Origin of the sequence: Pseudoxanthomonas sp. GM95, assembly GCF_900109775.1 — a bacterium.
Classification (GTDB): Bacteria; Pseudomonadota; Gammaproteobacteria; order Xanthomonadales; family Xanthomonadaceae; genus Pseudoxanthomonas_A.
Genome location: NZ_FOAX01000002.1, coordinates 804,985 through 817,574 on the forward strand (window position 1 = coordinate 804,985; position 12,590 = coordinate 817,574).

9 protein-coding genes are annotated in these 12,590 nt (G+C 65.8%); 7 read left to right on the forward strand and 2 right to left on the reverse strand.

Going from position 1 to position 12,590, the window contains the following annotated elements; all coding sequences use genetic code 11:
- Positions 1–224 precede the first annotated feature (224 nt).
- The 7 genes from BMZ17_RS11605 to BMZ17_RS11635 all read left to right on the forward strand — a co-directional run bounded on the left by BMZ17_RS11605 (position 225) and on the right by BMZ17_RS11635 (position 9,940).
- On the forward strand, positions 225–767 hold the full coding sequence (locus BMZ17_RS11605) for a hypothetical protein (protein WP_254775285.1): 543 nt from the start codon (positions 225–227) through the stop codon (positions 765–767).
- 213 nt (positions 768–980) lie between these two features.
- The gene (locus tag BMZ17_RS11610; RefSeq protein ID WP_093138731.1) at positions 981–3,686 is read left to right on the forward strand and encodes a DUF2339 domain-containing protein; all 2,706 of its coding nucleotides are present in this window, start codon (positions 981–983) and stop codon (positions 3,684–3,686) included.
- A complete protein-coding gene (locus BMZ17_RS11615; protein ID WP_093138732.1) occupies positions 3,683–5,032 on the forward strand; it encodes a DUF3999 domain-containing protein in 1,350 nt (449 codons plus the stop codon). The genes BMZ17_RS11610 and BMZ17_RS11615 overlap by 4 nt, the downstream gene beginning before the upstream one ends.
- A gap of 284 nt (positions 5,033–5,316) precedes the next feature.
- On the forward strand, positions 5,317–6,492 hold the full coding sequence (locus BMZ17_RS11620; protein WP_093138733.1) for a phosphoglycerate kinase: 1,176 nt from the start codon (positions 5,317–5,319) through the stop codon (positions 6,490–6,492).
- The gene (locus BMZ17_RS11625) at positions 6,489–7,133 is read left to right on the forward strand and encodes an HAD-IA family hydrolase (RefSeq protein ID WP_093138734.1); all 645 of its coding nucleotides are present in this window, start codon (positions 6,489–6,491) and stop codon (positions 7,131–7,133) included. Before BMZ17_RS11620 ends, BMZ17_RS11625 begins: the two co-directional genes overlap by 4 nt.
- Before the next feature lie 220 nt (positions 7,134–7,353).
- Entirely contained in the window at positions 7,354–8,823 is a 1,470-nt protein-coding gene (gene pyk, locus BMZ17_RS11630; protein WP_093138735.1) for a pyruvate kinase, read from the forward strand.
- A gap of 112 nt (positions 8,824–8,935) precedes the next feature.
- Positions 8,936–9,940, forward strand: a complete 1,005-nt coding sequence (locus BMZ17_RS11635; RefSeq protein WP_093138736.1) for a class I fructose-bisphosphate aldolase — start codon at positions 8,936–8,938, stop codon at positions 9,938–9,940.
- A gap of 265 nt (positions 9,941–10,205) precedes the next feature.
- On the opposite strand, the gene BMZ17_RS11640 is transcribed toward BMZ17_RS11635, so the two are convergent.
- Both BMZ17_RS11640 and BMZ17_RS11645 read right to left on the reverse strand, forming a co-directional pair.
- Positions 10,206–11,069 carry a prepilin peptidase gene (locus tag BMZ17_RS11640; RefSeq protein ID WP_093138737.1) on the reverse strand — a complete coding sequence of 288 codons (864 nt, stop codon included), beginning with the start codon at positions 11,067–11,069 and terminating at the stop codon, positions 10,206–10,208.
- A gap of 3 nt (positions 11,070–11,072) precedes the next feature.
- Positions 11,073–12,335, reverse strand: coding sequence for a type II secretion system F family protein (locus BMZ17_RS11645; protein ID WP_093138738.1), 1,263 nt, complete (start codon positions 12,333–12,335; stop codon positions 11,073–11,075).
- Between the last annotated feature and the right edge of the window lie 255 nt (positions 12,336–12,590).

The following is a 12,590-nucleotide window of genomic DNA, read 5'->3' on the forward strand; positions in this document are numbered from 1 at the left end:
GCAACGTGATGTAAGAAAAAGGGCGCCGGGAGGCGCCCTTTTTTCATGGCGCTGTTTTGGGCAGGCCTTGAATATGGCCGCGCTGCCGCGGCTTTTCGCGAGAGGGTGCAGTTGGTACTGAAAAAAAAGGCGCGGCACCGGTATAGTCCGGCCACGTGCCTGCGGACCCCGACGCTGGCGGGGACAGAAGGAACCGGGGCATCGTCGTTCAAGGAGAACATGCAATGCAGAACAAATCTCTGTGGCTGGCAGCCACTGCACTGACCGTTTCGCTGTGTGTCGTCGCGCCTTCGCAGGCGGCGGGCTGGCCGTTCAAGAAGAAGAAAGAAGACACGGCCCAAACCACCGAAGAAGCGCCGGCCGAGGGTGAGGCCAAGCCGGGCGGCCATCCGGCGTGGATGAATGACCAGGGCGAAGTGATCAAGGCCTCCGATGCAGAAGAGGGCTACGGCCAGAAGGTCAAGGGCGTCAACGACTGGGAAGGCGAGATCGTCGGCAAGCTGGCGCCTGGCAGCAAGTTCGACAAGCTCAAGATCGGCATGCCGGTGCGCCAGGTCACCGATCTTGTCGGCCAGCCGACCGATCAGGGTGTCTACGCGACGGGTAAGGCGTGGATCCCGTTCTTTCATGGCTCGGGTACCACGCGCACCGAGTATGTTTACAAGGGCATGGGGCGACTGATCTTCGACAGCAAGGGCGGCTTCGACAGTGGCGCCAATCTGGTCTGGATCATCAACAGTGCCAACGAGAGCGGCTATCGCGACTGATTGCACGCGCTGAAGCACATCGAGAAGCCCCGCATTGCGGGGCTTCTTCGTTTGGGAGCGAAACGGGTGACGGCAAGCGGAGTTGGCACGCCATCTGGCCAGAAGAAGGGAGATCCGAGCCCCGGCAAAGGCACGCGCTTGGCCGCCGCCCGACTCGGGTAGCATGCGGCCACGGCGCCAGGGTGGTCGCTGGTGTCGACAGGGAGTGAGGCGGTGGAAGCATTGATCGTGCTGATAGGGCTGGCCGTGTTGGCGGTGCCGATCCTGTTGATCGTGGCGCTGGTGTCGATCCGCGGACTGCGCCGGCGCGTGGAGCAGCTGGAACGTGATCTTGCCGCCGGCGTAGGCCCCGCGCGCGCGGCATCGCCCTGGATTAGTGAGCGCGCTCCTGCTTCGACACGTGTGAATGATTCGGCCGCAAGCGAGGTCGCAACAGCGCCCGCACAGGCTCCGCGTCCGCCATCGCCCCCGTTTCAAGCGGGGGCGGCCCAGACGGCCCCGCCGCCTGCCGCCTCCGCAGCATCGCCAAGCCGCGTCAACCCAACGCCGCCTCCGCTTCCTGCTGCGCCTCCCAGGCCGATCTTCGAGCCAGCGTCTGCGGCGCCAGATGGGCCGGATCCGTTCACCCGGCTGCTCACCGGCGCCAAGCGCTGGCTGACCGAAGGCAACGTGCCGGTCAAGGTCGGCATGCTCGTGTTGCTCGCCGGTGTCGCGGCGCTGCTGAAGTATGGCGGCGACCAGGGCTGGTTCCGTCTGCCGATCGAGCTGCGTTATGCCGGCATCGCCGCGGCGGCGCTGGGCGGGCTGGTGTTCGGCTGGCGCCAGCGCGGGAATCGCCCGGGGTTTGCGTTGGCGTTGCAGGGCGGTGCGATCGGCGTGCTGCTGCTGACGGTGTTCGCCGCGTTCAAGCTGTCTGGGCTCATTCCGGCTGCGGCGGCGTTTGCGATCAGCGTGGTGCTGGTGGCCGGCATGTGCGTGCTGGCCGTGCTGCAGGAATCGCGCACGCTGGCGGTGCTGGGCACCTTGGCCGGGTTCCTCGCGCCGATCTGGTTGTCGACCGGCAGCGGCAACCATGTCGCGCTGTTTTCGTATTACGCGCTGCTCAACGCGGGCGTGTTTGCGATTGCCTGGGTGCGTGCGTGGCGGGTGCTGAACCTGCTGGGGTTTGTCTTCACCTTCGGCATCGGTACGGTCTGGGGCGTGCTGGATTACCAGCCGGCGAAGTTCGCCAGCACCGAGCCGTTCCTGCTGCTGTTCTTTGCTTTCTACCTGCTGATCCCGGTGCTGTACGCGCGTCGTGGCGATACGCCCGCGCGGGTGATCGACGGCAGCCTGCTGTTCGGCACGCCGCTGGTGGCGTTCTCGCTGCAGGCTTGCCTGCTGGAAGGCGAGGGCATGCCGTTGGCGTTGTGCGCACTCGTGCTGGCTGCGCTCTATGCCGCGCTGGCCGCCTGGCTGGTGCGTGCGCCGCGCACCGCGTTGTTGGGCCAGACTCACGCGCTACTGGCTGCTGGCTTTGCAACGCTGGCCGTGCCGCTGGCGCTGTCGGCGCGGGCCACGGCCAGCGTGTTCGCCCTGGAAGGCGCAGGGCTTGTCTGGCTGGGCCTGCGCCAGCAGCGTCGGTTGCCGCTGGTCAGCGGCCTGTTGTTGCAGCTTGCGGCGGCGATCAGCTTTGCGATCGCGGTCGAAGGCGCGGCGCATGATCTGGTGGCGGTCACCAATCCCGGCTTCATGAGCGCGTTGTTGATCGCGCTGGGTGGCTTTGCCAGTGCGTGGCTGCTGCAGCCGGGCAAGACCCGTGCGCTGGCCGCGATCGTGTATCTCTGGGCGTTGGCGTGGTGGGCTGGCGCCGGCTTCAACGAGATCCAGCGCTTTGCCGCGTCGGCCGACCAGCCGGATCTGGTGCTTGCCCTGCTGGCGTTGAGCGCGTGGCTGGCGGCGGAAATGCAGCGCAGACGCGCGGCCACCGCATTGGTGTGGACGGTCATGGCGGCCTTCGCGTTGGCGCTGCCGGTGGCGCTCTGGCAGGTCTCGGTGCATGCGCAGCCCTTCGCCGGCTACGGCGCGCTGGCCTGGCTGATGTTCGCGGTGTTGGGGACGCGCGCGCTGTGGTGCCTGCGCGGTGCGGCAGGTGGTGGCGCGCAGGCCGCGCAGTTCATCTGGTGGCTGGTGTGGCCGTCGATGCTGTCGCTGGCCGGCGTCTGGCTGGCCAGGCACGCGCAGCTGGCCGAAGGCTGGTCGTGGGCCCTGCTGGCCTTGCCGTGGCTGCTGCTATGCGCGATCTCGCTGCTGCGCGCGGGGTGGTTGGCGTGGCCGCATGGCGAGGCGCTCGATGGCAGTCGCACGGCGCTGCAGGCGACCTTCCTGCTGGTACTCGCCTGCGGCTGGGTGCTGGCGCTGACCGACAGCCTGGAGGCGTCGCCGCTGCCGTGGCTGCCGCTGCTCAATCCTGGCGAACTGGCGCAGCTGGCAGTCGTGGTGCTGTTCGCACGCTGGCTCTGGCACGGGGAAGCACCGGCTGGCTTGCGGCAGCGCCGGCCGCTGCTGATGGGGCTCGCGGGCCTGGCGTTGATCACCAGTTCGACCCTGCACACGGTGCATCACTGGGGCCAGGTGGCATGGACGCCGCAGCTGCTGTGGACCAGCGCGGCGCAGACCAGCCTGACGGTGGTGTGGAGCGTGCTGGGCGTGATCGGCTGGGTCTCCGGCTCGCGGCGCGGGCAGCGCGGTCTCTGGTTGGGTGGCGCGTTGCTGATGGGCCTGGTGCTGGCCAAGCTGGTGCTGGTCGATCGCCAGCACCTAGGCAACCTGCTGGGGATCGGCTCGTTCATCGCCTACGGCCTGCTGTGCACGGTGGTCGGCTACTTCGCGCCGGCGCCGCCGCGCGATCCGGCGCCGGCCACGGAGGTTGAAGGATGAAACGCTTTGCCTTGATGCTGCTGGTGCTGCCGTTGAGTGCGACCGCTGCCAGCGTGCGCGACGACTACGCCCAGCAATGGCCGATGCAGCTTTCCAGCGCCGACGCCGGCGCCTATCGCGTGGTGGTGTCCGATGCGGTCTACCGCGCCGCGCAGTCGCCCACGCTGGCCGATGTTGCGCCGCTCAATGCGCAGGGCGAAGCACTGCCGGCCACGCTGCTCGGCGCCGATGCGCCGCTTGCGTTGCCGCCGCAGCGCGTCTCGCTGCCGGTGTTCCCACTGCCGTCGCGCTCGTCAGGGCCCGCCGGCGATCTGCGCTTGATTGCCCAGCGCGACGCCAGCGGCGCCGTGACTCGCATCGAAACCCAGCTCGCCGATGCCGCAGCTTCAACGCCGACACAATCTGGCGGCTGGCTGCTCGATGTCAGCGCGCTGAAAACTGGTCTGCAAGCGCTTTGGCTCAACTGGCAGGGACAGCCGCCGATGCAGGCTGAGTTGCGCCTGGAAGGCAGCGAGGACCTGCACACCTGGTTCGTGCTGGACCCGCGCGTGAGCGTGGTCGAGCTGGACAACGGTCGCCAACGCCTGAGCCAGCGGCGCATCGCGCTGACCGCCGGGGCGCGCTATCTACGCTTGACGCCGGTCGCCGGCGCGGTGCCGGCGCTGCAGGACGTGCAGGCCGAGATCGCGCGCGTCCCCACGCCCACCGCCTGGCAGTCCGTGCTGCTGGAAGGCAAGGCGCAGGCGCCGGGCTTCGAGTTCGTTTCGCCAGGCCGCTATCCGGTCGGGCAGGTCGATGTGGTGTCCAGCGGCAACACGGCGGTGGAGTGGATCGTGCAGAGCCGCGATAGCCCGGAGGCGCCGTGGGTACAGCGCGCTGGCCCGTGGCTGGTGTATCAGGTGGGGGGCGCGCAGCGTTCGCCGCCAAAAGCGCTGCAGGTGTCTACGCGCGATCGCTACTGGCGCCTGCTGCCCAGCGCCGGGCGCGCGGTGGGCACGCCACGCCTGCAGCTGGGCTATCAGCCGGAAGTGGTGGTGTTCCTCGCCCAGGGCGCGCCGCCGTATGCGCTCGCGGCGGGCAGTGGTCGAGCGAAGCGTGCGGATGCCCCGCTGCAGCCGATGATCGCCGCGCTGAGCCAGGCGCGTGGCGCGCAATGGCAGCCAGCGCCTGCGACGTTGGCGGCCACGCCGCAACCGCTGGCCGGCGAAGCCGCACTCAAACCCGCGGCCGTGCCGATCAACTGGAAAAGCCTGCTGCTGTGGGCCTTACTGATCGTCGGCGCGGCGGTCGTGGCAGGCTTTGCGATCAGCCTGTTACGCGGCCGGCAACCGCCAGATGGGGCATGAGCCCGTGCCTGCGTTTGCCGGCCCGGCGTGAAGCCCGGACAATGGCGCGGTCTTCATGACGGAAGCCGCATGTCCCGCATCTGCGTGAACCGCTGTCCACGTCCCGCACGGCCCGGCCGCCCGGGCCGCGTGGCGATGGCGATCTTCCGTTTCCATGCGCCAGGTGCGAATGCCCGTGTGACTTCCTTTTCTGTGTCCTCACCCTGCACTTGCGGCCGGCAGGCCTTCCTGTCGCGCGCCGCCTGACGCGCCTTCTTTCCCCCGATGACTTCCAAGAGCTCACGATGACCATCATCCGCATGACCGACCTCGACCTGTCCGGCAAGCGCGTGCTGATCCGCCAGGATCTGAACGTGCCGATCGACAACGGCCAGATCACCTCCGAGCAGCGCATCACCGCCTCGGTGCCGACCCTGAAAGCCGCGCTGGAGCAGGGCGCCGCGGTGATGGTGACCTCGCACCTGGGTCGCCCGAAGGAGGGCACCTGGAGCGAGGAGGATTCGCTGGCGCCGGTGGCCGAGCGCCTGACCGCGCTGCTGGGTACCAAGGTCGAACTGGTCCGCGACTGGGTCGATGGCGTGGACGTGCAGCCCGGCCAGGTCGTGCTGCTGGAGAACTGCCGGATGAACGTCGGCGAGGGCAAGGACGACGAGGCGCTGGCCAAGAAGTACGCCGCGTTGTGCGACGTGTTCGTCATGGATGCCTTCGGCACCGCGCACCGCGCCCAGGCCTCCACCCACGGCGTGATCAAGTTCGCTCCGGTCGCCGCCGGCGGCCCGCTGCTCATGGCTGAGCTCGATGCGCTGGACAAGGCGCTGGCCGCCCCAGCCCGTCCGCTGCTGGCCATCGTCGCCGGTAGCAAGGTCTCGACCAAGCTGGAGCTGCTGGCCAACCTGGTGGGCAAGGTCGACCAGCTCATTGTCGGCGGCGGCATCGCCAATACCTTCATCTCTGCGGCCGGCTACAGCGTGGGCAAGTCGCTGTGTGAGCCGGATCTGCTGGACACCGCGCGCAAGATCGTCGCCGATGCCAAGGCGCGCGGCGCCGACATCCCGCTGCCGACCGACGTGGTGGTGGCCAAGCAGTTCCTGCCCGACGCCGCCGCGACGGTAAAAGCGGTCGACGCGGTCGAGGCCGACGACCTGATCCTGGACATCGGCCCGGAGACCGCGGCCGCATACGCCGCGCTGATCGCCAAGGCCGGCACGGTGGTGTGGAACGGACCCGTAGGCGTGTTCGAATTCGACGCGTTCGGCAAGGGCACCGAGACTTTGGCGCGTGCGATCGCGTCCTCGCCGGCGTTCTCCATTGCCGGCGGCGGCGACACGCTGGCCGCGGTGGACAAGTACGACATCGCCAAGGACGTCAGCTACATCTCCACCGGCGGCGGCGCGTTCCTGGAGTTCCTGGAAGGCAAGACCCTGCCGGCGGTGGCCGCGCTGGAAGCGCGCGCTTCGTGACCGAGCGGAGCACGCTGTTCTTCGATCTGGACGGCACGCTGATCGATTCGGAAGCCGGCATCATCAATGGCATCCAGCATGTGTTTGCGTCGATGGCGCAGCCGGTGCCGGATGCCGCCGCGCTGCGGCCCTGGATCGGCCCGCCGATGCGCGACAGCTTCCAGTCCGTCTTCGCCGACGAAGCCGACGTGGTCCAGGCGCTGGCGTTGTATCGCCAGCGCTACGACACATTGGGCTGGACCGAGCTGACCGTGTACGCCGGCATTCCCGAGTTGATCGCCGCGCTCAAGGCGGCCGGGCATCGGCTGGCCGTGGTGACCTCCAAGAACGAGCGTTCGGCCCGGCAAATCCTGGCCAGCCTGCCGTTCGGTGCCTGCTTCGAGGACATCGTCGGCGCCAGCGATGACGGCGCGCGTCGCTTCAAGGCCGACCTGATCGCCGAGGCGCTGCGGCGCCTTTCGGTGCCAGCCGGCCAGTGCGTGATGATCGGCGACCGCAAGATGGATATCGAAGGCGCCGCGCATCACGCCATGCGCAGCATCGGCGTGCTGTGGGGCTTCGGCGAGCGCGATGAGCTGGTCGCCGCCGGGGCGGGGGCGATTGTTGAAACTCCGGATGCGCTCCTGCGCCTGCTGGTGTGAAGCAAGCGCGGCCGTCGCTTCGATTGCCGCGCAGTGAAATACCAAGGAAATACCAATCAAGGCGCCTGATGGGCGCCTTGATCTTTTATGGATTTCAATAAATATCAATCAGTTGGATCAGATACGGGCGTCCGCTTGCCTGTCACGCTGGACTTTGGTTGCACTGCACAAACGGACCACCACCATGCCTGTGGTAGCGTTTGCAGCTCAGGAGAAGACCATGACCAGCACACATCAGCGCCGCACCAAGATCCTCGCCACGTTGGGCCCGGCGACCGACGCGCCAGGGGTGCTGGAAGACCTCATCCGCGCCGGCGTCAACGTCGTCCGGCTCAACTTTTCCCACGGCTCGCCCGATGGCCAGCGCGAGCGCGCCGAGGCCGTGCGCGCGGCGGCTGCCAAGGTCGGCGCCGAAGTCGGCATCCTGGCCGACCTGCCGGGTCCCAAGATCCGCATCGAACGCTTCGCCGCCGGCAAGGTCTACCTGAAGGCCGGTGCGCGCTTTGACCTGGTCGCCGACGAGAACGCCCCTCCAGGCGACGAGACCCAGGTCGGCGTCAGCTATCTCGGCCTGCCGGGCGATGTCGCCCCGGGCGATACCCTGCTGCTGGACGACGGCATGCTGCAGCTGCGCGTGGTCGAAGTGCAGGGCCAGCGGATCATCACCGAGGTCCTCAACGAGGCCGCGCTGAGCGATCGCAAGGGCCTGAACAAGCAGGGCGGCGGCCTGTCGCTGGGCGCGCTGACGCCGCACGATCATGACCTGATCGCCGTGGCGGCCGATATTGGCGTGGACTTTATCGCCGTCTCGTTCTGCCGCAACGCCGCCGACATGGAAGAAGCCCGCGCCAGTGCCCGCAAGCACGGCTGCATGGCGCACATCGTGTCCAAGGTCGAGCGCTCCGAGGCCATTACCAACCTCAAAGAGGTGGTCGGCGCCAGCGACGTGGTCATGGTCGCGCGTGGCGACCTGGGTGTGGAGGTCGGCGATGCCGAGCTGCCCGGCCTGCAGAAGCAGATCATTCGCGAGGCGATCGAGCAGAACAAGGTCGTCATCACCGCCACCCAGATGCTGCAGTCGATGGTCGACAGCCCGCTGCCCACGCGTGCCGAAGTCATGGACGTGGCCAACGCCGTCATCGACGGCACCGACGCGGTAATGCTCTCGGGCGAAACCGCGGCGGGCAACTATCCGGTGCGCGCGGTCGAGGCGATGGCGCGCATTTGCATCGGCGCAGAGCGTTCGTTCGGCATGGACACCGATTTCGAGGCCGCGCAGCGCAACCTGCAGCGCGCCGACCACGCCATCGCGATGGCTACGATGTTCCTGTCCGAGCACATCGGCTTGGGTGGCGTGGTGGCGCTGACCGAATCCGGCGGCACGGCCAACTTCCTGTCGCGCTTCCGCTCGTCGGTGCCGGTCTATGCGTTCTCGCGCGATGACGGCGCCCGCCGTCGCATGGCGATGATGCGCGGCGTCACGCCGGTGGCCTTCGACAGCCGCGGCATGGTTCCGCGCGAAGCGGCCCGCGCCAGCATCCAGATGCTGGTCCAGGGCGAGCTGCTCAAGCCCGGCGACCGCGTGGTGTTCACCAGCGGCGAGCACATGGAAATGCACGGCGCCACCAATACCTTGCGCCTGCTGGAAGTGGGCGAAGATGGCCGCGCCAGCGGCCTGGGCGAACTGTAAGGCGCGCAACGCGCCGCATCGCGCGGGTGCAGGACCTGCACCCCGCGCGGGCAGGGGATCGGAAGGGCGGCGGCTATAATTCACGCTTCCGCAGTCAGCTTCCGAGAGTTACATGAGCATTGAACAGCTCGCCGAAACCGCGCAGGCCATGGTCGCCGCCGGCAAGGGCATCATCGCCATCGACGAATCCACCGCCACCATCGGCAAGCGCTTTGCCGCCGTGGGCATCGAGAACACCGAAGAACACCGTCGTCGCTATCGCGAGCTGCTGCTCACCACGCCCAAGCTGAGCGACCACATCTCCGGCGCCATCCTGTACGACGAGACGATCCGCCAGTCCACCAAGGACGGCATTCCGTTCGCTCAATACATGGCCAAGCAGGGCATCCTCCCGGGCATCAAGGTCGACAAGGGCACGCACCCGTTGGCTGGCTGCCCGGGCGAGTTGGTGACCGAAGGCCTGGACGGCCTGCGCGAGCGCCTGAAGGAGTACTACAAGCTCGGCGCGCGCTTCGCCAAGTGGCGTGCGGTGATCAACATCGGCGAAGACATTCCTTCCGGCACCTGCATCGAAGTCAACGCGCATGCGCTGGCCCGTTACGCCGCGCTTTGCCAGGAACAGGGCATCGTTCCGATGGTGGAGCCTGAGGTGCTGATGGACGGCGACCACGACATCCAGACCTGCTACGAAGTCACCGAGGCGATGCTGCGCTCGCTGTTCGCCGCGCTGCACGACCAGGGCGTGCTGCTGGAAGGCACCATCCTCAAGGCCTCCATGGTCGTCTCGGGCAAGGCTTGCGATGAGCAGGCTGACGTCGAGGAAGTCGCAGACTCCACCTTGATGTGCCTCAAGAGCACCGTGCCGGCGATCCTGCCGGGCATCGTGTTCCTGTCCGGCGGCCAGTCCGACGAAGACGCCACTGCGCATCTGGATGCCATGAATCGCAGCGGCAACCTGCCGTGGCCACTGAGCTTCTCCTACGGCCGCGCCATGCAGCAGACCGCGCTGGCCCACTGGGCCAAGGATCTCGACGGCAACTTCGCCAAGGCGCAGTCGATTGTGCTGGAGCGCGCCAAGGAAAACGGCCTGGCTGCGCAGGGGAAGTGGGAGGGCTGAGCGACGACTGCGCTAGATGCGTTTGAAGACGTCCAAGTCACGGCAAATCTTCACTGGCCTTGCATCTTTACAGGCCGTCATCCCTGCGTTGGCGAGGATCTCCAGTGACGCAGTGCATCTTTAGTCTCGTCATTCCCGCGAAAGCGGGAATCCAGTGGCCTTTCAGTGGAAGCCCACACGGCTTTGCGCCCGTCTAAGAACGAAAAACGCCGGCTTGCGCCGGCGTTTTTCGTATCGGAGTTTGGCCTTGGCAACAGGTCGCGCCTTAGTGCAGCCCAGACATCCGCATGTAGCCTTCGATGATCTCGTTGCCCCAGAAGAACACGATCCAGCCCGCAATCGCCAGATACGGACCAAATGGAATCTGGGTCGAACGATCACGCCCCTTCGCCGCCAGCCAAGCCGCGCCAATGATCGCGCCCACCAGCGACGAGAACAGGATCGTCGGCAGAATGCCGCTCAAGCCAGTCCAGGCCCCGATCGCTGCCAGCAGCTTGAAGTCGCCATGCCCCATGCCTTCCTTGCCCGTGAGCTGCTTGAACAGCCACCACACCGACCAGAGCGACACATAACCCGCGATCGCCCCCAGCAGCGCAGGCTTGGGCTGGATATAGAGATGCTCAAGGCTGGCAATCAGGCCCAGCCACATCAGCGGCAAGGTCAGGTTGTCAGGCAGCAAGCGCGTGCGCAGGTCGATGCCCGACAGCGCGACCAGGAAACAGCTCAACAGGGCTGCGCCAAACCCCTGCCAGCCAAATCCGAAGCGCCACACGCTGGCGAGCGCCAGCAACCCGACCAGCAGTTCAACGGCCGGATACTGGATTGAAATCGGCGTATGGCAATGCCTGCACTTACCGCGCAGCGCCAACCAACTGAACAGCGGAATGTTCTCGAACCAGGACAGCTTGTGCTTGCAGTGCGGGCAGTGTGATGGCTCGACCACGATCCCCGGCGGCGGCGGATCATAGATGTCCGGCTGCTCCAATATCTCGGTCGCATCGCGCCGCCATTGCCACTCCAACCGCCGCGGCAACCGCAGGATCACTACGTTCAAAAAGCTGCCGACCATCAGGCCAAGCGCCCCCGCGACCGGATATCCCAGCCCGGGGTGTTGATCAAGAAATGACATCGATCAGCCGACCACCGCGCCCAGTTTGAAGATCGGTAGGTACATTCCTATGACCATGCCGCCGACGAGGATGCCAAGGATCACCATGATCATGGGTTCGATCAAACTGCTTAGGGCGTCGACGGCGTTGTCGACTTCCTGTTCGTAGTACTCGGCGACCTTGTACAGCATGGTGTCCAGTGCGCCAGCTTCCTCGCCGATTGCGGTCATCTGGATCACCATATGCGGGAACAGATTGACCTGCTTCATCGCCATGTTTACAGGGTATCCAACCGATACGTCGTCACGGATGCGAAAGACCGCCTTCTCATAAACACTGTTGCCAGTTGCGCCCGCGATGGTGTCCAGCGCTTCGACAAGCGGCACACCTGCACGAAATGTCACAGCGAGTGTTCGGGAGAAGCGTGCGATCGCGCTGTTGTGCATGATCTGACCAACAACAGGCAACTTGAGAATAGCGCGGTCAACAAAGTGCTGGAATTTTACCGAGCGCTTGAATGCCGCTACCGTAGCGACGCCGCCGATGATTCCGAGAAGAACGATGATCCACCAGTAATCGATGGCAACATGCGAGGCGGCAATGATCATCTTGGTAAATGCTGGAAGATCGGCGCCGAAGTCCTTGAACACCGCTTCAAAACTTGGAACCACGAAAATCAGGAGGACTGCACTGACGATCAGTGCAACTGCGATGGTCATCGCAGGGTAAAACATTGCTTTCTTGATCTTGCCCTTCAAGGCTTCCATGTTTTCTTTATAGTTGGCGATGGTGTCGAGTACCGTTTCCAGCACGCCGGCGCCTTCGCCCGCCCGCACCAGGTTGCGATAGAGCTCATCGAACTGGACCGGGAATTTGGTGATCGCCTCAGAAAGTGACGAGCCACCTTCGATATCGCCGCGAATTGTCTCGATCATCTTCTTCATGCGGGGATTCTTGTGCCCGCCACCGATGATCTCCAGCGAGGTCACAATGGGGACGCCCGACTTCATCATCGTGGCCATCTGGCGGCTGAAGAATGCAATTTCGGCAGCCTTGATCGGCTTGCCGGCGCCGCCGAATAATGCCTTGGGTTTGGGCTTGACAACCGTCGGACTGATGCCCTTGGCGCGCAGTTCTGCACGCAGCAGGTTGGCGTTACGTGCCTCCTGCTCGCCTTTCATCTTGACGCCGCGCTTGTCTGTGCCCTGCCAGACAAACGTGACGACCTGTTTGGTCGCTCGGGCGACCGGGATGGATTTCTTCGCAGCTGAACGGGTTACGGCCATAATGGTTCCCCAATTGCCGGCATCCCCATGCCGGGTAGCTCAACGTGCATGGTAGCGGGTTCGGCTGGCAAAACAATGCGTTAGTGCTCGGTGCGAGACATGCAAGGCGTGTTCTTGGATCTGCAGCTGACTTGGGGCGGAGGCTTGCTTGGCTTTACTCGCAACCCGGTAGGCCATGACGACTCGTGATGGCCTCGTTGAGCTACTCGGGCCAGCTTTGACGGGGTAAATGCCTAATCTCGACGCGGCATCTCG